The organism is Mesobacillus selenatarsenatis SF-1 (genome assembly GCF_000813125.1).
GTDB classification, from domain to species: Bacteria; Bacillota; Bacilli; order Bacillales; family Cytobacillaceae; genus Mesobacillus; species Mesobacillus selenatarsenatis.
Genome location: NZ_BASE01000017.1, coordinates 17,120 through 38,993, shown reverse-complemented (window position 1 = coordinate 38,993; position 21,874 = coordinate 17,120). Strand labels below are relative to the sequence as shown.

The following is a 21,874-nucleotide window of genomic DNA, read 5'->3' as shown; positions in this document are numbered from 1 at the left end:
GAGAGTGTTCCTTTTACTATTCTGTAAAATCATTACAAACGATACAAAACTATGGGAAATATACCGCACCAGCTAAAAAAATTTTTTCGACAAACTCCTCTGGCTCATATCCTCGTAAATCCTTATGGTTACTCACATTTTTTCCACGACCGGAAAAATATCGACATAGAAAGCGATTACATTTTTTAGAAATAACGTATTGACCTGCCTGGACATTATATGGATAATTAAATTAAATTTTCTAAAGATTTAGTTAAATAAATATTTATTCATATCTATGCAAATATATCGTCATTAACTTTTACACAGGAGGAATCAACGTGATCATTTTAGTCGGCCTGCTGGTGATTACCGGCATAAGCCTTTTCCTGGGCTTAAAGAAAAACAAGTTAATTTTCCTGGCAGTACCGTTCCTGAGCATATTTCTCTACTTCCTTATCCAGATCATCATGGTCCCGGCACCATTTTTCGAAACGCTAAAATTCATCTTCAGCTTGAGTTAATCCATCCAAATTCCAATTTCGAGTTATAAGGATGTATAAATTTATAAATTATTTTAGTGTCTAGCTTCAGCGCCTAGCCAGTTTTCATCCCAGAGAATTCTTCCTCGAGTATCTTGCGAGAAGCGTTAGCTTTGAGCAGCTCGAGTCGCTTCGGTCCTGCCAATGAAGTCAAAGAACGACTTCACTGGCAGGCCCTCCGTGGCACACGATGTGCTAGACCCGCCAGCCACAGGACGTGGCGTTATAGGCGGGCAGCGCTTGTCGGGGCTGACCAAGGCGCTTCCGCTTTTCTAGTAGGTATCAACTTTGCCTGGCGCAAGGTTCATATATTTTAAATCAATAAAAAAAGGAGTGGAGAAAGCTTTCTAATGCAAGCTGTGTCTGTCATTCATGAAGGATTATACAAAGGGGATTAGCAAAACCAAAGGGGTGTAAATGTGAAGAAAATTGATAAGTCAGTTGCTGACGCGTATTTCCGTGAAAAGACTCGTAACATGATCATTTATTTCATCATCTGGTTCCTCGTTTCGTTCGGCGTGGTGATGATTGCCGAGCCGCTCAGCGAGATTTCAATCGGTGGTTTCCCGTTCCACTATTTCATGGGAGCGCAGGGAGCGATAGTCACGTTCATCATCCTGCTGTTTGTCAATGCAAAGCTTAGCGATGGCATTGACATGAAGTATGGAATCGATGAGGAGAAGAATGTCCGTTTGAGCGAAGGAAAGAGCCTGGATCACTAAATCACGGGGAAGAAAAAAAGAGCGTTTGAATAAGGGGGAGAACTTTGGATACACAATTCTTGGTCTCATTATCTATTATTTTAGCTACATTTGGTTTGTATATCGGGATTGCGGTTTTCAATACGGCTAAGCAGACATCTGATTTCTATGTTGCCAGCCGCGGCGTCCCGCCAATTTTCAACGGGATGGCGATTGGCGCTGACTGGATGAGTGCCGCTTCCTTCATCGGACTCGCGGGTACGATCATGCTTCTCGGCTATGATGGTCTTGCTTATATCATGGGCTGGACGGGCGGATATTTGCTGCTGACCTTCCTGCTTGCGCCACAGCTAAGGAAGTACGGCCGCTACACGGTTCCTGAGTTTATCGGTGACCGATACAACAGCCACACTGCTCGCGTCATTGCGGCGATCTCCACGATCATCATCAGCTTCACTTACTCAATCGGTCAGCTTTCCGGTTCCGGTGTGGTTATCGGGCGACTGTTCGAAATCGATGCGAAGCTCGGCACGATGATCGGTGTGGTCCTGATCGCGACATACGCTGCTTTCGGTGGTATGAAGGGAATCACCTGGACACAGGTTGCGCAGTATATCATTTTGATTATTGCGTATTTGATTCCGGTTATATTTATGTCATTGCAGCTTACGAACAGCGCGCTTCCGTGGCTTTCTTATGGTGAGCTGGTCGGAAAAATGGGTGAACTTGACCGTGAACTAGGCATTTCTGAATACTTCGCGCCATTCACGAACGGCACAAAGTGGCAGTTCCTCGCCCTGATGTTTACATTGATGGCCGGTACGGCGGGGCTTCCGCACGTAATCGTCCGCTTCTATACAGTTTCTACAATGAAGGCTGCTCGCTGGTCAGGTGCCTGGGCACTTCTTTTCATTGGCTTGCTTTATCTGTCTGCCCCTGCGTATGCAGCATTCTCGCGCTTTATCCTGATGACAAAGGTTGCCGGCAGCAAAATCACCGAGCTTCCTGCCTGGACGAAATCCTGGGTCGATACAGGAAAGCTTCAAGTTGCCGACGGAAATGGCGATGGAGTCCTTCAGTGGAGTGAGTTGATCATCTCGAACGATATCGTCGTTATGGCGACACCTGAGATCGCCAACCTGGGCGTATTCGTCATCGGCCTTGTAGCGGCAGGCGCTATGGCCGCAGCCCTTTCTACAGCCGGCGGCTTGATGATTGCGATTTCTTCCGCTTTTGCACATGATATCTACTATCGTGTCATGAAGCCAAATGCAACGGAAAAAACCCGCCTAAATGTGGCTCGTATTTCAATTGTTGTTGCTACAGTATTAGCTGGTCTTGTTGCCCTGAATCCTCCGGGTGCAATCACGCAAATCGTTGCATGGGCCTTCGCGCTCGCAAGCGGAACGTTCTTCCCAGCCCTGATCCTTGGTGTATGGTGGAAGCGTTCGAATTCACAAGGTGTCATCGCCGGTCTGCTCGTTGGTCTTGCTGTGACACTCGGATACATTTTCGCAGCAAAGTACGGAGGCTTCACGATTCTTGGCATCATCGATACCGGTGCTGGGGTATTCGGCGCAACAGCTGCAATCCTTGCAAACGTCATTGTATCGCTTGCGACTCCGGCTCCATCACAAAAAATTCAGGAGGAAGTACTCGACCTTCGCTATCCTGAACAGATGACATATAAGAACGGTGAAGTTTGGATGAATGACGATGCAACAAAAGCTTAATAAGGAAATTTGGAAGGCTGTGCAGTTCCATCCCCTGTTCCAGGGGGTGGATGAACGCACGGCCCTTTCCCTTGTCGAGGAATGCGAAGCACTTACCTATGGCAAAAAAGAAATGATGCTCAAGGCGGACACACCACGTCAGGGGCTTTTATTGATTTTACAGGGAATTGCCGAGGTGTTCGTGAAAAACGCCGCCGGCCAGGAAGAAGTCCTCGAAGTCATCCGAAAAGGTGAAATTGTAGGATTTTCAAGTCTGGCAGAGTTCCTCGGATTCTCGAGTGCCGATAAACCGCAGGCCAATGTCGAGGTCAGGTCTGTAGACGATGTTCAGGCACTGCTGATTCCTTTTTCCGTCCTGGCAAAAAGGTGGGATGATCAGGGTGTCCATGATTACCTGCTGTCCCAGGTTTCGATCAGGCTGAAAGATGTTTATGGATCACTTGCGGAGCAGGTGAAAATGGCGAAGGGAATTGGCGAGGGAGAGACGATTTTAGCGAGGGTCCAGGATTTAATGAGTGATAAGATAGCGTCTGTTTCTCCTGATACCAGCATTCAGGAAGCGGCACAGAGGATGGTTGGAAATAAAACCAGTTCGGTGCTGGTTATAGAAGGTGGTGATTTGAAAGGAATCATCACCGAACGGGATATTGTAGGACGGGTGGTGATGAAGGGAATTTCTGTTGAAGAGCCATCCAGGCTAGTTATGACGGAGAAACCCGTAACGATATCCAGGTTCGCTTACTATTACGATGCATTATCGAAAATATTGCTGAACGGAATCAAGCATCTGCCCGTGGTCGATGACGGGGAAATTTCCGGAGTTATTTCACTGACCGATTTGCTTCGAAAAAAGAACGACAGCATGATGAGGACAATAAAGAAGATCGACGAGTCGGATGAAAAGAGCCTTCCTGAGATAAAGGCAGCAATCTATGAAATTACCGAAACGCTGTTGCGAGACCATGTACCATCTATAGCATTGCTTGATATCATTACGAAATTATATGACAGATTAATAGGAAGAGCGGTCGAATTATCTCTTAAGGCACTCCGCGAGAAAGGATTTGAGCCACCAGTTCCTTTTGCGTTTTATTTAATGGGATCCGCAGGCCGTGGGGAACAGTTCATGTTGACGGACCAGGATCATTTCCTAGTGTATGGAGAAACGAGTGAACATGGCTACTTTGAAAAATTAGGAGCGGAGATCACTGCAAGGCTGGAGGCAGCCGGCTACGCTCGCTGCAAGGGCTTGATGATGTCGAGTGAAGAGCAGTGGAGAGGGACGCTGCTGCAATGGCAGGATCGCGTCAGGAAGTGGATGCTGCAGTCCACAAATGAAAATCTTCTTCTGGCACATAACTTTTTCTCTTATCGTTTCGTAGCGGGAAGCGAAACGCTAGACGAGGAGTTCGAGGCAAAAATCGCCGAACTTCTCGACCGTTCGAAAATCTTCCTTTACCGGATGGTCCAGGCCGAAAGGGAACAGGAAATCCCGACACTGGACGAACCGATCCGCGCATTGTTCAAGCTCAGCAGAAAAAGCATTGATATGAAAAAAGAAATCTTGTTTCCCTTCCACCATAGCCTGCAAATCCTATCGCTATATTACGGAGGAATCCCGGGAACACCACTGGAGAAAATCGCTAGTTTAAAAGAGAAGGGGATCTTTACCGAAGGATTCACAGAAGATCTCAAGGAAGCCTTCAGCCACGTGCTCGACCTTTATATCAGGCAAAGATGGGGAAATAACGGAGGCAGCTCCGTCCTATCATTTTCCACCATGTCGACCAGGCAAAAAGACGAACTAATCCTGAGCCTGCGAACACTCCGCGAACTCCAGGGAATGGTTTTTGCTAGGTTCTCGGTGTAATATCGTTTCGACAAAGTACGGGGGCCCCACAGATTACTAGATAGGGATTTTTGAGATGATTGTCAATGCGTCCCTAGAACCAGAAAGAAATTCGTCAAAATCTCAACGAAGACAGGCACTTCGAAAGGAGGATTGCATGTTTTTTCAACGCAAGAGTATTTCCTGCCCGCTTAAGTATGAAAAGATTCCTTTATCGACTAAAATCGATGATCTTACTTTTATTGTTTTCGACACGGAGACGACGGGATTCCAGGTGGCGACCACTGATCGGCTCATTGAAATTGGCGGTGTGCCGGTAAGTGGGCTGAAGGTGATGGAAAATGACCGATTCCAGATATATGTGAACCCGGAGCGACAAATTTCTCGGGAAATAATTGAGCTTACATCGATTACGAATGAAAAAGTTGCAGGAGCACCTGCGGCAACAGAGGCGATACATGACTTCTTTGATTATGTTGGGTCACACGAAGCGGTATGCCTTGTCGGGCATTATGTCGGCTTCGATCACCTTGTGCTGAAAAGCGAGCTGAAACGTGAAAAGCTGGCGCTGAAAAAGCTGTTTACCATCGATACACTCGATCTGATTGGCTTTATTGCCCCATCATATGATATGCGTGACCTAGAGCGATACGCGATGGCATTCGGTACACGAATATATAACCGCCATAGCGCGGTGGGCGACGCATTGACCACAGCCTACCTTTTCGTTGAACTCTTACAGCAATTTAAAGACCGTGGACATTCCACATGGGGTGAGCTGATCAAGGCCACCGAAAGCCAAATGAGGTCGATGCAGTTTTAAGTGGAAACAGGTATATCGGCTAGCGATACGTGGTTGATAGAAGTTGATTAGGAAAAAGGCATATCGCTCGGCGATTCAAGGTAGACTCAGCCTTGATAATCTCATATAATGTTGATAGTGTAAAAATATGGATTTTACACTTTTGAAAAATGTAGTTTTATTCTACTTGTTATGAAAATGGGGGAAATGCATGGATGCCGTGCAAATAGTGTTTTTGGTATTGTTGTGGGGTGTACCGATTGTCCGTTTTATACAGATGTACAGGAAGATGAATGAAGAGGAGCAAGCGGAAATCAAAGCCTCATTAAAAAACCCCTTATATTACCTGGACGATGGATTTAGATATATAGGTTTTGCCTTGATGTTTTCAGGGATGATTACTTTCATTCCTATTATTCAGCACATCGGGGCATCTATATTATTTATTGGCTGGTTTTATGGTGGTCTTGACCTCTTGGATAAAAGTGTTAAACAGAGTGTCGGATTAATGTCATTCGCAGTTTTAATGGCAGGTGTTTATTATCTTATATGGACATAAGAAAAATGCTTAGAGTTCACACAGCACTCTAAGCATTTTGTATTATTGAAGACTAATCAAAGCACCATTCTTATAAGTAATGAAAACCCGCTGCCCTGCGAAGTCTTGATACTTCCTCGCTGTTCCATAAGAAACTTTTAAAGGAATGGCTTTTCCATCACTCTCAACCTCAATCGTAAAATTATCCGCTGCCCCGGTAACTGTTGCTTCCATGAATTCAATTTCGCCTGGAATGACCAGCTGCTGGCCAATCAGCACCATGTCTTCCTTCAAACCGTTAGCTTGCTTTATTTCTTTCAAGCTTACACCGAATCGCTGGGAGATATTGAACAATGTATCCCCTGGATTGACCACGTAAACTCCTTCATTGTTTTCAAAGCCGTGGGTTGGTACTGAAAGGGCTTGTCCAACATAAATAGAGTCACCGACCAATTTATTTTCCCTTTTTAAATCTTTCACGGTTACACCGTATTTTTTTGCCAGGGAGAACAATGTGTCGCCTTTTTTTACGATATAAATCCCGGCCACAGTCTCAAGCGGTACCTCTAACTGCTGCCCTGCTTTGATGAGGTCTGAAGATAGCGAGTTTACTTCCTTTAGCAATTCAACCGATGTATCATATTCCTTCGCTAGGCTATACAGCGTATCTCCTTTTTTTACGGTATAAAAAGATCCGACCGCATCTGTTTTCTTTTGGCCAATCCCAAGCAGCAACCCAGCCGCTACCGATCCGGCTACCACTGCGCCTATCAGCTTTCTGTTTCGTTTCAAGGTAACTTTCCGTTTTTGCTCTCTAATTCTCCGTTTTCTAGTCTGTCTGTAGGTAATCAAGTCTGCTTCTCCCCCAATGAAAAATAACTCCTCAACAGAAATTCGCTAAGAAACAGGTTTTTATGTACATAAATATGGGTATATAGGAAAGTTTTTCTCCTTTAAAATAGTTGTATTTTTCAAAAAACTTCACAATACCTTGTCCCTATTGCTTTTTTCGTGCATATATCCTCAACCAAGCTAATAAAATGTTACAAACCTGACAAAGAGAGTGTTTGAGGTGAGGAGTCGTTTGAACAATATGAGGATTCAGCCGGGGACATGATTAATCTTAGTAATATACAGAAGGAACAACCTTCTGCCGCAAGTGAGTATTTTTTGCGGGATGCAGTATTGGCAGATAAAAGCGAGTCTCATTTCACACTTCTCACATCCAATTTAGGGAGGGCGAGTGGTGTGCACGATTACATCAAAGAGAGAACAATCAAGATTGGAAAGTATATCGTGGAGACGAGAAAAACAGTTCGCGTCATAGCGAAGGAGTTTGGCGTATCCAAAAGTACAGTCCATAAAGACCTGACAGAAAGATTGCCTGAGATCAACCCTGACCTTGCCAATGAAGTAAAAGAAATCCTTGATTATCATAAATCAATCCGCCATTTGAGAGGCGGGGAAGCCACAAAAATGAAGTACCGCAAAGAGGAAAGGGAAGAAGAGCCGGTTAAGTGAAAAAGTATTGAAACTAACAGATTGGAGGGACCGTAATTCAGCTGTGTGACTATTGCCGACAACAAAATGAAAAATGCCCAGCTTAGATTTAGAAAAGCCGGGCATCGCCACAAAAGGCGTGTATGATTCTGCTTTTATACATAGCGGAGGCTGCCGCCTTTTTATCATGGAAAAAAAGGGACAAGCCGGTAATGCCGGCATGCCCTGTCATGTTTAACGTAACCCAGTATTTTTCAATCTTGCTTCCCTTTCAGCAGCCGCCCGTTCTGCTGCTGCCCGTTCCGCTGCCTCTCGAGCCTCTTCTTCTCTTCTTATTTCATTTGCTGCTGCTACTATATCCGGGCCAATCGAAAAAAGAAGTGTCTGAAGTTCGGAAATTTCCCTGCTGATACTGTTGATGGCGTTATTGATATAAACCATCTCCTGGGCCTGCCATCCGCTGTTTAGATTCCCCTTGAAGTCCTGCAGCCTGCTTTTGATATCGTTTAGATCTTGCGCGTAATCACTGATTCTATTCGCCTGTGAATACGCCTGGCCAACATTAATCTTCACCTGGATCACCTGCTCGTTTTAGATTCTTAGATTATATTACGTTATTGAAAAAAATCCCAGTGATAACACAAGAAAAATGTAAAATTCAAGGAGAATATTTGGAATATTTTAGATGAATTAAGGTTTAAATTGTATTTTACGAGGGTAAATTGAACTAGTTTTATTTTTGTCTGTATATAAGCTCCGACCTGAAAACCATTTTATCCGAAACCACTTAATGATCAAATAGGACTAAAATCCCTATTTTTCCAATTAAGGGGGTAATTAGTTGAATATAATTCCTGATATTGTAAGATATTTATATATTTAGAGATGAATCAAAGGTTTGATGTAAATTTACACTTTTTGAGCTAAAATGGTAAAAAATATGAAATTACCACTATACATACTATAGGAATAGAAATATTTTGGAATGGGGGTATGGAGTTGATTCTCACACTTTTTGACCGCAATCGGGCGTTTGACCTCGTGCTGCCCGAACGGGTAACCGGGAGATACATACTGAATACTGAAGATAAGGACCATAACCCAGTAGATATGCTGGCTGTTGAGGCGGAAGATGGCCGCTGGTACCTAAAATCAAATAAACATGCATTCTTGAAAGATACCGCAAACGAAATACAATCGAAGGTCCTCATAGAACCATTCAAAACATATAGTATTCACCGCAACGATGATCAATCCGCGCTAGTCTATGTCGAGCCGCAAACAGCGGACCGCAACGAGTTCACAAAACATATCTCTACCACCAATGTCATTAAAATCGGACGCTCCCAGGACAGCCAAATTTGTTTTTCGAATAAACTTGTATCCGGGTCACACTGCGTTATTGAATTCAGCAGCAATGGCAAGGCTGTCATTAAGGATTTCAACAGTTCAAATGGTACCTATGTTAATGGAGAGAGAATCAAGGAGAAGGTGCTGGCAGTTGGTGATGTCATCTTCATCATGGGCCTTAAAATTATTTTCAACGGCCGCTTGCTGTCGCTGAACAATCCTCATAAATCCGTGTTCCTTGACCGGAACGCGTTTAACTCTTTTATTGCTGAAAAGCCGGTAGTGGAAAAAGAACTCAACCTCGATGAAATACATATTGAAGAAGAAAATGATCAACTGTTTTACCGTTCCCCGCGCTTCAAGAGGGATATTGAGGAAACGACGATAAAAATCGATCCGCCGCCGCCACAGCCGAATGTTGATGAAACACCGCTGATGCTGTTGTTGGGGCCCTCAATCACGATGGGGATGGCTTCCTTGTTCACCGGACTCCTGATGTTACAGAACGTCATGAGCAGGGACGGGGATATTATGTCGGCGATGCCGATTCTCGTCATGTCGTTCAGTATGATGATCGGTACCGTACTCTGGCCGATTTTAACAAAGAAATACGAGAAAAAGCGGCGAATCAAACTTGAAGGCATCCGCCAGGAGAAGTATTTGAAATATCTTGCGGACATGAAGCAGGTGGTTGCGGATGAATGCAAGCATCAGAGTGAAATTCTGTTCGAGAATCATGTCACGCTGGAAAACTGCCTGACGAGGATCAAGCGCCGCCAGCGGAACCTATGGGAACGCGGGATCGGACAGAATGATTTTCTTAAAGTGCGTCTTGGAATAGGTGATCTGCCCTTAAATGCAGAAATCAAGTATCCGGAAAAGCGCTTCATGCTTGAAGATGACAATCTCCAGGATGAGCTCTATCAGATTGTTGATAAGCCACAGATCCTCAAGGATGTTCCGGTCACGGTTGACCTGACGGAGGAACGGATCACTGGAATCATCGGCAGAAGGGAAGAAGTGAAGAGCTTCGTTCAGGGGCTGATTTTTCAGCTTACAGCACTGCATAGCTATGACGAGTTAAAATTGGTGTTCATTTATGACGAACACGAGCATGATACGTGGAACTTTGTGAAGTGGCTGCCGCATGTTTGGGATGATGGCAAGACAATCCGTTTCGTTGCTACAGATGCAAATGAAATCAAGGAGCTCTCGGCTTATTTTGAAAAAGAAATCACTGCGCGCCAGGCACTAGCGGAGGAAGACCTTGCAGAAATCGATCAGCATTATATTGTCTTCTCGATGAGCAAGAGCCTAGCTTCGAAGGCGGAGATGATCAATCTTATTTTAAAAGAAAAGAAGAACATCAAGTTCAGCTTCATTGCCCTTTATGATGAGCTGAAAAACCTGCCAAAGGAATGTACGAATGTTATCGAGCTAGACAAGAGTTTTTCGAAGGTTTATGACAAGGATGATATCTCTGGTAAGTATGTAGGCTTCAATGCTGACAGCTATTTGGAGGAAGACGTTGAAGATCTTGCTGTAAAATTGGCCAATATCCAGCTAAATACCTCTGAGAAGGCTTATACCCTGCCAGACATGCTTACATTCCTGGAAATGTTTGGTGTTGGTAAAATCGAGCATCTCAACGCGCTGACAAGATGGAAGGAGAACAATCCAGTCCATACAATTCAATCGCAAATTGGTGTCGATACGCAGGGTGATCCGTTCATGATCGACTTGCATGAAAAATACCATGGCCCGCACGGCTTGATTGCCGGGATGACCGGTTCAGGTAAAAGTGAATTCATCATGACGTTCATTTTATCGCTTGCTGTTAACTACCATCCGGATGAAGTCGCATTCATCCTGATTGATTATAAGGGTGGCGGCATGGCAAATGCATTCGAGGAACTGCCTCACCTTGCAGGGACAATCACTAACCTTGACGGAGCTGCCGTCAATCGTTCATTGATTTCGATCCAGAGTGAACTGAAGCGCCGCCAGGCCATTTTTAGCGAAACAAGCCGGGTTGTCGACCAGAGTAATATCGATATCTATAAATATCAGAAACTATATCGCGAAGGCCTGGTTACAGAGCCGCTGCAGCATTTGTTCATCATTTCCGACGAGTTTGCCGAGCTGAAGGCCCAGCAGCCTGAATTCATGGATCAGCTCGTCAGTGCAGCGCGTATCGGCCGAAGCCTTGGCGTCCACCTGATCCTGGCGACGCAAAAGCCATCAGGTGTCGTCGATGACCAGATTTGGAGCAACAGTAAATTCCGTATCTCTTTGAAGGTGCAGGAAAAAGCGGACAGTATGGAGGTCATTAAGCGTCCAGATGCTGCCGAACTAAAGCAGACCGGTCGATTCTATCTCCAGGTCGGCTTCAACGAATTGTTCGAGCTAGGACAGTCAGCATGGGCCGGTGCGCCTTACTATCCGTCTGACAGAGTTGAAAAGCACAAAGATGACAGTGTTGTGGTTATCGATGACCTCGGACGCGTCATTAAAAATGCCCGTATCGACAAGCGCAAGTCTGCGGTGAAGAATCCGCCGAAGCAAATCGATGAAATCACGGAATATCTTGCAAAGATGGCACAGCAAGAGGACATCAAGGTCCGGCAGCTATGGCTTGAGCCTATTCCTGAGCTCATTTACATCGACAAGCTGAAAAAGAAATATAGTGTCGTCCAGCAAGGCTTCGAGCTGAACCCGATCATCGGTGAATACGATGATCCAGCGAACCAGAGGCAGATGGTCATGCGGATGCCGATCACCCAGGAAGGAAATGCTGTTATTTATGGAATCGCTGGCAGTGGAAAAACGACCTTCCTGACGACTATGCTTTATTCGTTAATGGAAGAGCACACGCCAAACGAAGTGATTTTTTACCTGCTAGACTTCGGTTCCGAGACGCTCGTCTGGTTCCGTGAAGCACCACATGTTGGGGATGTCATGCTGTCGCATGAAAGCGAGAAGATCCACAATCTGTTCAAGATGCTCACAAGTGAGATTGAACGGAGGAAGAAACTGCTTTCGAATTACGGCGGCGATTTTATCACCTACAACGAGATGTCGGGTGAGAGCCTGCCATCGATCGTTGTGGCGATCCACAACTACGCAGCCTTCTCTGAGATGTTCGAGGAACTTGAGGAAGGGATTTCATTCCTGACGCGCGAGGGCTTGAAGTATGGCATTTATTTCATCGTTACCGCAATCAATACAGGGGCGATACGGTACAGACTGCTGCAGAACTTCAAGCAGATGTATGTGCTCCAGCTGAATGACCAGACTGAATACTCGGGCGTACTGGGCAATACAGACGGAGTGTATCCATCAAAATCAAAGGGTCGTGGTATTTTTAAGAGCGATACAACATATGAATTCCAGACGGCCCATATCACAAGCGATATAGACAATATGTATACCTTCATCACCGATTATTGCAAAGGCCTGCGGGAATCATGGACGCAGCCGGCCGCAATGCGCGTTCCGATCCTTCCTGAAAAAGTCGATCTGAACTACCTGCGTGATGAAGCAAAAAATATGAACAGTAACAAGGTGCCAGTCGGCATTGAGAAAAACTCGCTGAAAACAGCTCATTTCGATTTCCTTGGCAGCTATGTAAACGTGGTTACTGCGCTGCAGAACGACCAGTGCTCAAGCTTCATGCAGGGCGTAGCCGAAATTTTCACCGCTACGGAAGGCAGGGAGCTGAACGTCATCGACCCTAATGAGCACTTCGCGGCTGGCCGCACGCAGGATTACAAATATATTGCGGAGCCATCACAACTCGAAGATACCATCGTTTACCTGTTCAACACGCTCGTCCACAGGAATAATACGACGAAGGATGCAATCGAAGCAGGCGAGCAGCCGCCAGTGTTCGGCAACATCACCTGCATCATCGATTCCTTCACTGATTTGATGATGTATCTTTCGCCTGACGGCCAGGATAAGCTCAAGGTCTTCCTTGAAAAAGGCAATGGTCTCAATGTGAACCTGATCATCTCAGACAGCGCCGACAAACTGAGCTCCGTCTCATTCGAAAGCTGGTTCAAGCAGCATGTATCGCTTAGCGATTTCATCTGGGCTGGCAACGGCATCACTGACCAGTACGTCATGAAGCTCGGCAAGGTGACAAACGATATGTACCAAGAAATCCCGCCAGGCTTCGGCTATGTCGTGACCAAAGGAAAACCAACACTCGTGAAGCTGTTATCCTCAGTACAAAGCAAACAAGAGGAGGTAGCGTACCATGGATAAGGTGCTCGTAGAGGTCTTCATCCCCGCCTCTGAAAAATCATACGACGTCTTCCTGCCGCAGGGAATCTTGCTGCACGAAATCGTCTATCTGCTCGCCGGAACCATGACAGAACTGTCACAAGGATACTACTCGGCAACACCCGACACCATCCTCTGTGACCGAAAGACCGGCACCATTTTAAATATCAACCAGACTGTAGAAGAGATCGGGTTGATGAACGGTGCTAAGTTGATGTTGATTTAGAGCGCGACGTGGGCACGGTTCTCGCGTCTCACAGAAAATGAACATGGGTCATAGAAATGGTTATCGTAACTCACATTAAAATGAACATAAGACCAGGGGACGGTTTTCAAAACCGGAGGACCGTTCCCGTTTTTCAAAACGGAAGGTGTGGAGAACTTGAAGAAGTGGATCAAGCTGACTGCGGCAATTTTATTCGTGATCATGGGAGGTGCCGGGTGTATGAGTTCGGAGAGTAAGGTAATGGAGCATTTAGAAGAGAAATACAATGAAAAGTTTGAGGTTGAAAGCACCAAAGAAGGCAGTGTCATCTTTCCGGAAATGTATGGAAAAGACAAAGTGATTGCTCATCAAGAAGGAAAGCCTGAGCTTGTCTTCCTTGCAGGTGAAAGTAGGAATGAAGATGGTGTATACTATGACACCTTCATTTTATCTATATGGTCTAACCAGCTTGACCAGTTGTATCAGGATAAGGTAAATCAGGCATTTAATGAAGATGTTGAATTCAAGACAATGCTGTTTGTGGAAGAAGAGAAGTACGCTGAGGAAAAGAAAGATTCATCTGTCACTGACTTTTTTACAAAGAGATGACAATGGTGCGTTGCTTACTTTGAACATTGCCGTAAAGACGGATGGAGAACCGGAAGTGGAGAAATATTTGGAGCCGATATATCAATTGCTGAACGAGCTAAAGCAGTCTAATGCAAAATATTACGGTGTGACTGTCGGTTTTGTGGATAGTTCAGAAAATGTATCTGACTATATGAGGACATCCAATATTAACAATATTGACTGGTCAAACCTGGACGCTAAGGTGTATGGAACTATTATGGTCGATGATTCAATGGAAATTAGCAGCCCTGAGCAGATTAAAGAATATTATCAACCGCAAGAGGGGTGATGATATGTCCCTTGATCAATTAACTGATGAAGAGAAAAATGTCCTGCTGATGTTGTCATACTATGACTTGCCTAATAATCAGCCACTTAACGGGAAAAGTATAGAGCGGGTTTGGGATTATGCAAAAATGAGCGCTGATAAAAATGAGGAAAACTATAAACAGCTAGAAGCATTTTTTTCAAGTGATAGTTTTAAAGGTTCAAATCTTCATAGCGTAAAATTATCAGGCTACCAGAATCATAACCCGAATGAAGGCAACAATACTAAAGGTGCATCCGACTCCGGTTTTGTTGGGTACGCATTCGAAGATAAAAGCGGGAACGCAACTGCAGTTTTCAGAGGCAGTGAAGCGATGGGGGATATGGGTCACCTAAGGACGGATTGGGTTTCCAACTTTGAAGCTTCAATGGGAGTGGAAATCAAGCAACAGAAAGAAGCCGATGCATTTTATCAAAAGTATCTGGCGGATACATCAGGTGAAAGGCTGCTGCTTGGCCATTCAAAGGGTGGCAATTTGGCGGATTACGTCTTCATCAACAACCTTGATGATAATACCAGGGCATATGTGATAAATGCTGCCCCTTTATACTGGTGGTCTTTATCCAAAAAGGAACAAGAGGCTTTGATGGGAGACCGGCATGATTTTATCGTATATGCGTATGATCCAGTCTCGCAGCTTGGCAAAGTGCCATATGTTGATAAAACGATAGGCATTAATGATGATTATGATATAAAGAAGCCGTTTTATCCTCACTCACTGACGAGTAGTGCTGGGTTTGACGAGAATGGAAATTATAAGGTATACGAGAATGGTCAATCGTTCGGCAGGTATGTTCTAAACAATATGATATTTGAGGACATCTTCCATGAACTCTCTACCTCCAGTCCGATGAGGGCTTATAAGGCAGCTTATGTTGTTGCCAATGCAGCAATAAATGTCATGCATTATACGGCCAAGGCAATGGCTGTGGCTGCCCATTTAATCCAGGAGCAGACTGTAAAGCTTGTCGTTGGACTGGCAAAAGCAAAAAAGGAGTTCGAGGCAAAGGTAAACTCATTCTTTGCCGAGCTTATATCAAGGGCCGCTGTTAAAATCGGTGGTTTTATAGACGGCCTGAACGGCAACAACTTCCCAATTGAGCCCTATATAAAAGTCGACATCCCAAGGCTGTTCTATTACGCCAACCGGCTTCGCTCGGTACAGAGGCGTGTCGCCCAGCTTAACGATATGATCGATGATTTGTACTGGGAAGCCGGTGTCATGGGGCTGGATAATGTCCTCGCCGCGGATATCGCGTCATCTTACGATATCCGAATCCCAGAAAGCATCAACTATCTGAACCGTACGGCAGAGCTTTTACAGAAAAGTGAAAGGTATCTTGCTGGTAAAGCCGGTTCAATCAGGGGGTAAACAATGGATCCCAAAGTGAGAAGCAAGATTAATAGGATTGCGGCGGAAGCGAATGCGATCGCACGGGAGCTTGAGGATATCTCGAATGGCCTCAGCCATGAATTCAAAGGGATCGGTTCGGTAAAAGCGGCTTCGGGTTTGCGGCGGTCCGCGGAAAAATACCGCTATGTAAGCTATAAGTTAAGAAGAATATGACTCTTTTAGAGTTCATATATAAACACCGCTTTAAAGGAGGTGAAAAGAATGGCAAGATCAATCACTGTTGAACCAGCAAAGCTTGAAACGACTGCTAACAAAATTGACCAGCAGGCAGCTGACTATGAAAGAAACTACAAAGCTCTTTTCAGCGAAGTTGAAGCCATGGCTGCTGCTTGGCAGGGTGCTGATAACCAGGCATACACTGCGCAAATCAAAGGTTTCATGGACGACTTTAACAAAATGACACAGTTGATGAGACAGTACTCAGAGTTCCTGAAAATGAGCGCGAAGACATACCGCGACACTCAATCAGAAGTCATTAACCAGGCTAAGCGATTGAGCAACTAATCCTTAACATAACGCAGGAGGTGAAATACATTGGCAGGAGATGGAATCAAAATCTCGCTCGGCGAGGTTAGCAAAACGGCGGGCCAAATCCGCACCCTGAATCAGCAATTATCCACTAGATTAGAAGAAATCAAGAAGGACATGAACGCACTAGCGTCATCATGGAACTCCGACGCATCCAACACAATCCGCGGCAACTTCAACTCACTTGCACCACGATTTGAAGAATATCGCCAGGTCGTCGACAGCTACGCCAAATTCTTGGATAACACTGTCACTAACTACAACACTGCAGAAACAGCAATCAACAACAACGCCAGCTCTTTTAAGTAATCACTTTTTACAGAGGGTATGGGGCAAGCGGCTGGTGCAGTTTGCCCTTCTGTAAAATTTAACTTAGGAAGTGCCACAACGGGGGAAATCCGTGGCCAAGCTGGAATATCTGAAGAATGCGGTAATGCGAATGAAATGAGGTCAACTGGAAATAAAACGGTCTCAACTGGAGATAAAAGTTCTCTAACCGGAGATAAAATCGTCTCAACTGGAGATAAAAAATCTTCCACGGTTATTTTGTTTGAAAATAAGGGGTTCGGTGTGGATCAAAACCATACATAAATTCAAATTGGAGTCGAAGCGCAATGATCAAACATGCGGAATTTAAATTAGAAAGCTATGGAATTTCGAAATTCCTTTATTTTTATGCTGGAAGCAAGGCAGACATCGATGGCAGCCAGGTTGAGCTGTTAAGAACGAGCCGTATTCCGGGAATTCTGCCCTGCAATGCAATTTTAGAGGGAGATAACTGCTTTCTTCGCTATGACATGATTTCCGATAACACGCTGGAGATGCTGAATTCCACGCCGGCAACGAAAGAACAGCTATATAATAGCTTCCTCAACATTGCTGAAACGCTGGTGGATGCCCGAGAGAGCGGCATGGATATCGAGAACTTCGTCTTCAGTCAGCGTGAGATCTTTATTGATAATTTTTCAAACAGATTAGTTTTTATCTACCTTCCTGTAAAAAATAATATTTTTGAAAAGGTATCACTTAAAGACTTTCTACGTGAATTGCTCTTGTCGGCTCCTTACGATGAAAACGATGATGCCGCATTTTTTATCAAACTCCATAACTATTTAGTCGAGACAGAGGACGTAACACCAGAACTCCTACTGAAAAAAATGAACGAGCTGGCTGGCGAGGAAACACTCGTACGCCAGCATTACAAGATGCCGGAAAAACCGAAGCAGGAAGCAGCACCAGTCAAAACGGATGAAGAAAGCCTGAGGGAAGAACCGGAACTTGAAACACCGTCCATTAACCCGAATTTCTACAGCCCGGGCAGCGAGGTTCACACCGTAAAAACGAGCGTCGATAATGGCGTGCTGACTTCTGAGTACACAAGTCAGAAGAAGGATGTCAAAACAGGTCGAAAGCTCGAAATCGAGGAAGAAGTTAACTACAAGCGGATTACCAGGGCAGAGCTTGGTGACAACAACGCTTTGTTAAAAGAAGCTTCGGCACTCGGCGGGAGTACATCAATCAATATCCAGCCTGCAATTGGCAGTAGCAGTGATCTGGGAGACGAAGGAACAACAGTACTTGGTGTCATGGCTGATGAGGATGAAGGCACAACGACTCTTGGTCATTCCACCCGCAGGCCGTTTTTGATGGCAGTCTCCAAGAATGAAAAAATCACGATTGCCAAGGACTTTTTCAAAATTGGCCGTGATCCTATGAGAGCAGACTTCGCATCGGAAAATAAAGTGATTGGCAGGGTACATGCACATGTAATCGTATCGGGTGGCGAATATTTCCTGGAAGACAATCACTCAACCAACGGCAGTTACGTGAACGGCGTGAAGCTGTCGCCAAAGGAAAAAGTCAAAATCAAGCACGAAGATAAAATTAAGCTCGCAAACGAGGAATTCGTCTTCAGGCTTTATTAAGGGGGTTAACAAGGATGACATTTCAAGTGGCCTACCATACGGACATTGGAATCAAGAAGAAGACAAATCAGGATGGCCTGTTATTAAAAACAGCCAGGACTCCAGAGGGTGAAATCGGCTTGTTCGTCATTTGCGACGGAATGGGTGGCCTTTCCCACGGCGAGCTAGCGAGTGCGACGGTTATTAGAGGGATGTCCGACTGGTTTGAAAACGACCTTCCGGAGATGTTGGAGGCAGGCATCGCGGAAAGTGATATTCCTGGAATGCTTGAGAAGCGCATTCGCGAGCTGAACAATAAAATCATTGATTACGGCGAGGCTTCGAACATCAAGCTTGGAACCACAATCACAGCTTTGCTCATCCTCCACAAGCAGTATTACATCCTGCAGATCGGTGACAGCAGGGCGTACAGCATAAATGACAAGCTTGTCAAATTGACCGAAGACCAGACGCTCGTAGAACGCGAACTGCAGCGCGGAAATATCACAGCGGAACAGGCAAGGATTGACCCGAGACGGAATGTGCTGCTCCAGTGCGTTGGTGCAACAAAAGACATAAACGTGGTCATTAACTCCGGCGAAGTGGAAAGCGGAACAATGTATATGCTGTGCACCGACGGATTTTACCATGAAATCAGAGACGAAGAAATGCTCGCAAACCTGAACCCGCAACATTTTACAGAAGAAAAAAGCATGAAAAAAAAGCTCGTTGAACTCATCGAGCTCGCAAAACAACGCCAGGAAACAGATAATATCTCGATTCTGCTGGCAAAACGGGACACGGGGAGAGTTCTCGCGTCTCAATAATTGGGGTTTGCTGGAATCACCCCCGTGTTTCTGGGAGGAATGACTTTGATACAAAATGGCACGATCATTGATGACAGGTACGAAATATTGAAGGAAATCGGGCGCGGCGGGATGAGCGTTGTTTATCTGGCGATGGACAACCGGCTGAACAAGTCGCTCGTTGTCAAGGATATCCGCAAGCGCAGCAACAGTAACAATGAGCTCTTGATCAACAGCCTGGTCGTCGAGGCGAACATGCTGAAGAAGCTCGATCATGGCTCTTTGCCGAAAATCTATGACATCATCGAGTCAGAGGGCGATATTTACGTAGTGATGGACTATATCGAGGGCGAATCGCTGAAGGAACGCCTCAAGCGCGACGGTAAAATCCCTGCTAAAGAGGTAATCGAATGGGCGAAGCAGTTAAGTGATGTATTGGGCTACCTGCACACCCGCAAGCCCTATCCGATCATCTACCGTGACATGAAGCCGGACAACGTCATGCTCACCCCCGAGGGGAAAATCAAGCTGATTGACTTCGGGATCGCACGTGAATTCAAAACAGAGAACCTCTCTGATACTACCAATCTCGGAACGAAGGGGTATGCGGCCCCAGAACAGATTTCCGGCAGGCAGACCGACGCGAAAACGGATATTTACAGCCTGGGAATCACTCTCTACCATCTTGTCACCGGGAAAAGTCTGAGCGAGCCGCCATTTGAGATCAGGCCGATTCGCGAGTCGGATCCATCGCTGCCTGAGGGTCTTGAGCATATCATCAAAAAGTGCACTCAGGCCGAGCCGGCGAATCGCTACCAGAACTGCGAGGAGTTGAGCTATGACCTCGAGCACATCAACAGGCTGACGAAGGGCTACAAGAATATGCTGATCAAGAAGTTGGCTATGTTCGTAGTTCCTGCTGTGCTTTTCCTCGGATTCACAACAACTTCTGCCCTGGGCTACAAAGGTATGAAGAATGAGCAGTTCCAGGATTATATGAATCTAGTAAATCAGGCAAGCGTTGCGCTGATGGACGGTGAACAAACAGAAGCCATTAAGCTTCTCGAAAGCGCAACCCGTGTCGACAAAGAACGTCCGGAGGCGTACATCAATCTGCTTGATTTATACATTAATAGAAACCAGACAGACGAAGGACTCGCCAAGCTGGAATCATACATACAGGATAAATACGGGGCAGTCCACGAGAATAATGAAGTTCTTTTCAAGATGGGGATGACCTATTTCGATGTGAAAAGGGATTACAACAATGCATTGAAATATTTCCAGCAGATCGATGAACAGGTACTGCCAGATGCGAAATATTACAAGTCGCTGGCAACGACAATGAGCAGCCTGAACGTAGATTATGCGAAATTCGCCGGCGATCTACAGGAGTTCCACCAGTACAATGACAGCCTGGCGAATGACAGCAAAAAGATCGATAACTATAACTCTCTAGCAAATATCTATATTTCATATAAGAGCCAGATTCCTGAATCGAACACCCAGGCAATCGAGATTGTTCAGAAGGCAAAGGATGTCCTGGTAAAGCTCGAAAACGAGCAGCTGCAATTTAAGTACGAAATGGAATTCGAACAGAAGCTGGCCCAGGCTTATTACAGTCGTGGCGTAAATTCCGAGGACAAAGCGACTGCGCGCGGCGATTTTGAAAAGGCGATTGAGCATTACAACAACCTGCTGGACCTGAATGTCGCTGACCAGGAAGATGTCTATGTGAAAATTGGGGTCATTTATCAGGAAATGGGTGAATTCTCACGTGCAGTTGAGCACTTCCAGAATACGACGCTGAAAAAGTTTCCTGAAAGCATCAATGCCTACGTAAAGCTTGGTAACCTTCTCCTCGATATCGAGCAAGGGAAAGAAGAAGGACAACGCAACTACGCCAAAGCAAAAGAAATTTATGAAAAAGCAGCCACTCTAACAGGCGCAAAAGACGATGAAGCATTCAAAAAACTCACCAGGCGCATGGAGAACCTGAATATTTGAGGAAGCTGGAAGCGGAGGGACGTACCTTTTGCTTCCGAAAAAGAAGCAAAAGGTACGTCCCCATGCTTCCAAGAAAGGCAGTTGATGAAAATTGGCATACCAGATCATGTTTTATGGCGGTATGGCAGGTGCGGTGATTACGCTGGTCATTGCCATTCTCGCCTATGTGAAACTTAATATTGCCCAGGTCATTACGGATCTAACGGGATGGAATTTCCCTGGTGCAGGGAGAAAAGCACGGAAAACGAACAGCAAGCAGGTCGATACAAGCACGAAGCCGACTACAAAGGAAATCCATGTCCGCAAGAATGTCGAGAAGGAAGTGGCAGCCGGCGAGTATGTTGAGCCTACCGAAAAGATGGCGAGCGGCCAGATTGAACCAACAGCACTGTTAAGCCAGGAGAGTTTCAAACAGACAGCTTTACTTAAACAAGAGGGCCTTGAACCAACTGCTCTACTCACGCAGCATGGACTCGAACCGACAGCATTATTGGCCGAAACTCCAGTAAGGGAGCCAGTCGCTGCAGCAGCTTCTTCTAACCGGAGCGTTTCTCATGATTCTCGAACCGAGACGACCATCTTATCGGATTGGAACGAAACGAACGTCCTGACAGCAGATCCAGATGAAACGACTCTCCTGGGGGACATGGACGAAACAACATTATTAGACGACATGGACGAGACAACCTTGCTGACAGAAGAGGAACCACGCTTTCAGAAACAAGTGGATATCATGATTGTCCACTCCAATATAACCATTTAAAGGAGAGC

Annotated in this window: 22 protein-coding genes; 20 read left to right on the top strand and 2 right to left on the bottom strand. The window is 45.5% G+C overall.

Annotation, left to right across the window (positions count from 1 at the left end; translation table 11 throughout):
- Positions 1-320 precede the first annotated feature (320 nt).
- From TY49_RS03850 to TY49_RS03825, 6 genes are all read left to right on the top strand, one after another.
- Positions 321-503, top strand: coding sequence for a hypothetical protein (locus tag TY49_RS03850; protein WP_041964586.1), 183 nt, complete (start codon positions 321-323; stop codon positions 501-503).
- 437 nt (positions 504-940) lie between these two features.
- Positions 941-1,243, top strand: a complete 303-nt coding sequence (locus TY49_RS03845) for a DUF4212 domain-containing protein (RefSeq protein WP_041964585.1) — start codon at positions 941-943, stop codon at positions 1,241-1,243.
- A 44-nt stretch (positions 1,244-1,287) separates the two neighbouring features.
- Complete coding sequence (locus tag TY49_RS03840; protein ID WP_041964584.1) at positions 1,288-2,955, top strand: sodium:solute symporter family protein; 1,668 nt, start codon at positions 1,288-1,290, stop codon at positions 2,953-2,955.
- Positions 2,939-4,825: a DUF294 nucleotidyltransferase-like domain-containing protein gene (locus TY49_RS03835; protein WP_041964583.1), complete on the top strand. Its 1,887-nt coding sequence runs from the start codon at positions 2,939-2,941 to the stop codon at positions 4,823-4,825. Before TY49_RS03840 ends, TY49_RS03835 begins: the two co-directional genes overlap by 17 nt.
- 136 nt (positions 4,826-4,961) lie before the next feature.
- A complete protein-coding gene (locus tag TY49_RS03830) occupies positions 4,962-5,627 on the top strand; it encodes a 3'-5' exonuclease (RefSeq protein WP_041964582.1) in 666 nt (221 codons plus the stop codon).
- A gap of 190 nt (positions 5,628-5,817) precedes the next feature.
- On the top strand, positions 5,818-6,165 hold the full coding sequence (locus tag TY49_RS03825) for a hypothetical protein (RefSeq protein ID WP_052442080.1): 348 nt from the start codon (positions 5,818-5,820) through the stop codon (positions 6,163-6,165).
- A gap of 42 nt (positions 6,166-6,207) precedes the next feature.
- On the opposite strand, the gene TY49_RS23805 is transcribed toward TY49_RS03825, so the two are convergent.
- Positions 6,208-6,996 carry a muramidase family protein gene (locus TY49_RS23805; protein ID WP_052442079.1) on the bottom strand — a complete coding sequence of 263 codons (789 nt, stop codon included), beginning with the start codon at positions 6,994-6,996 and terminating at the stop codon, positions 6,208-6,210.
- 396 nt (positions 6,997-7,392) lie between these two features.
- On the opposite strand from TY49_RS23805, the gene spoIIID reads away from it, so the two are divergent.
- Entirely contained in the window at positions 7,393-7,665 is a 273-nt protein-coding gene (gene spoIIID, locus TY49_RS03815) for a sporulation transcriptional regulator SpoIIID (protein ID WP_031307660.1), read from the top strand.
- A gap of 213 nt (positions 7,666-7,878) precedes the next feature.
- Here the strand turns inward: spoIIID and TY49_RS03810 are convergent, their stop codons facing one another.
- Positions 7,879-8,217: a hypothetical protein gene (locus tag TY49_RS03810; protein ID WP_041964581.1), complete on the bottom strand. Its 339-nt coding sequence runs from the start codon at positions 8,215-8,217 to the stop codon at positions 7,879-7,881.
- 426 nt (positions 8,218-8,643) lie between these two features.
- Here TY49_RS03810 and essC point away from each other — a divergent pair, with 426 nt between their 5' ends.
- The 13 genes from essC to TY49_RS03745 all read left to right on the top strand — a co-directional run bounded on the left by essC (position 8,644) and on the right by TY49_RS03745 (position 21,866).
- Complete coding sequence (gene essC / locus TY49_RS03805; protein WP_041964580.1) at positions 8,644-13,263, top strand: type VII secretion protein EssC; 4,620 nt, start codon at positions 8,644-8,646, stop codon at positions 13,261-13,263.
- Positions 13,256-13,507, top strand: a complete 252-nt coding sequence (locus TY49_RS03800; RefSeq protein ID WP_041964579.1) for a hypothetical protein — start codon at positions 13,256-13,258, stop codon at positions 13,505-13,507. The genes essC and TY49_RS03800 overlap by 8 nt, the downstream gene beginning before the upstream one ends.
- A 156-nt stretch (positions 13,508-13,663) precedes the next feature.
- Entirely contained in the window at positions 13,664-14,095 is a 432-nt protein-coding gene (locus TY49_RS03795; RefSeq protein ID WP_041964578.1) for a hypothetical protein, read from the top strand.
- A gap of 19 nt (positions 14,096-14,114) precedes the next feature.
- The gene (locus TY49_RS24890) at positions 14,115-14,405 is read left to right on the top strand and encodes a hypothetical protein (protein ID WP_198135581.1); all 291 of its coding nucleotides are present in this window, start codon (positions 14,115-14,117) and stop codon (positions 14,403-14,405) included.
- Complete coding sequence (locus tag TY49_RS03785; RefSeq protein ID WP_084135370.1) at positions 14,323-15,816, top strand: Mbeg1-like protein; 1,494 nt, start codon at positions 14,323-14,325, stop codon at positions 15,814-15,816. Before TY49_RS24890 ends, TY49_RS03785 begins: the two co-directional genes overlap by 83 nt.
- A gap of 3 nt (positions 15,817-15,819) precedes the next feature.
- Complete coding sequence (locus TY49_RS03780) at positions 15,820-16,011, top strand: hypothetical protein (RefSeq protein ID WP_041964575.1); 192 nt, start codon at positions 15,820-15,822, stop codon at positions 16,009-16,011.
- A 48-nt stretch (positions 16,012-16,059) separates the two neighbouring features.
- Positions 16,060-16,362, top strand: coding sequence for a WXG100 family type VII secretion target (locus TY49_RS03775; protein ID WP_041964574.1), 303 nt, complete (start codon positions 16,060-16,062; stop codon positions 16,360-16,362).
- A 30-nt stretch (positions 16,363-16,392) separates the two neighbouring features.
- Positions 16,393-16,695 (top strand): pore-forming ESAT-6 family protein, encoded by a 303-nt coding sequence (locus TY49_RS03770; protein ID WP_041964573.1) that lies wholly within the window; start codon positions 16,393-16,395, stop codon positions 16,693-16,695.
- A gap of 18 nt (positions 16,696-16,713) precedes the next feature.
- Entirely contained in the window at positions 16,714-16,977 is a 264-nt protein-coding gene (locus TY49_RS03765; RefSeq protein WP_041964572.1) for a hypothetical protein, read from the top strand.
- Positions 16,978-17,000: 23 nt separating this feature from the next.
- Complete coding sequence (locus TY49_RS03760) at positions 17,001-18,311, top strand: DUF6382 and FHA domain-containing protein (protein WP_041964571.1); 1,311 nt, start codon at positions 17,001-17,003, stop codon at positions 18,309-18,311.
- Between the two features lie 14 nt (positions 18,312-18,325).
- Positions 18,326-19,117 (top strand): PP2C family protein-serine/threonine phosphatase, encoded by a 792-nt coding sequence (locus tag TY49_RS03755; protein WP_041964570.1) that lies wholly within the window; start codon positions 18,326-18,328, stop codon positions 19,115-19,117.
- A gap of 39 nt (positions 19,118-19,156) precedes the next feature.
- Complete coding sequence (locus tag TY49_RS03750) at positions 19,157-21,103, top strand: protein kinase domain-containing protein (protein ID WP_369389228.1); 1,947 nt, start codon at positions 19,157-19,159, stop codon at positions 21,101-21,103.
- Positions 21,104-21,194: 91 nt separating this feature from the next.
- The gene (locus tag TY49_RS03745) at positions 21,195-21,866 is read left to right on the top strand and encodes a hypothetical protein (protein WP_041964568.1); all 672 of its coding nucleotides are present in this window, start codon (positions 21,195-21,197) and stop codon (positions 21,864-21,866) included.
- Positions 21,867-21,874: the final 8 nt, after the last annotated feature.

What these genes read in the sequence shown, in the direction of transcription:
- TY49_RS03775 (WP_041964574.1), top strand. Translation starts at nt 16,060, where the DNA reads ATGGCAAGATCAATCACTGTTGAACCAGCAAAGCTTGAAACGACTGCT.
- TY49_RS03750 (WP_369389228.1), top strand. Translation starts at nt 19,157, where the DNA reads ATGACTTTGATACAAAATGGCACGATCATTGATGACAGGTACGAAATA.
- TY49_RS03785 (WP_084135370.1), top strand. Translation starts at nt 14,323, where the DNA reads ATGGAACTATTATGGTCGATGATTCAATGGAAATTAGCAGCCCTGAGC.
- TY49_RS03760 (WP_041964571.1), top strand. Translation starts at nt 17,001, where the DNA reads ATGATCAAACATGCGGAATTTAAATTAGAAAGCTATGGAATTTCGAAA.
- TY49_RS03835 (WP_041964583.1), top strand. Translation starts at nt 2,939, where the DNA reads ATGCAACAAAAGCTTAATAAGGAAATTTGGAAGGCTGTGCAGTTCCAT.
- TY49_RS03765 (WP_041964572.1), top strand. Translation starts at nt 16,714, where the DNA reads ATGGGGCAAGCGGCTGGTGCAGTTTGCCCTTCTGTAAAATTTAACTTA.
- TY49_RS03800 (WP_041964579.1), top strand. Translation starts at nt 13,256, where the DNA reads ATGGATAAGGTGCTCGTAGAGGTCTTCATCCCCGCCTCTGAAAAATCA.
- TY49_RS03825 (WP_052442080.1), top strand. Translation starts at nt 5,818, where the DNA reads ATGGATGCCGTGCAAATAGTGTTTTTGGTATTGTTGTGGGGTGTACCG.
- TY49_RS03780 (WP_041964575.1), top strand. Translation starts at nt 15,820, where the DNA reads ATGGATCCCAAAGTGAGAAGCAAGATTAATAGGATTGCGGCGGAAGCG.
- TY49_RS03830 (WP_041964582.1), top strand. Translation starts at nt 4,962, where the DNA reads ATGTTTTTTCAACGCAAGAGTATTTCCTGCCCGCTTAAGTATGAAAAG.
- TY49_RS03755 (WP_041964570.1), top strand. Translation starts at nt 18,326, where the DNA reads ATGACATTTCAAGTGGCCTACCATACGGACATTGGAATCAAGAAGAAG.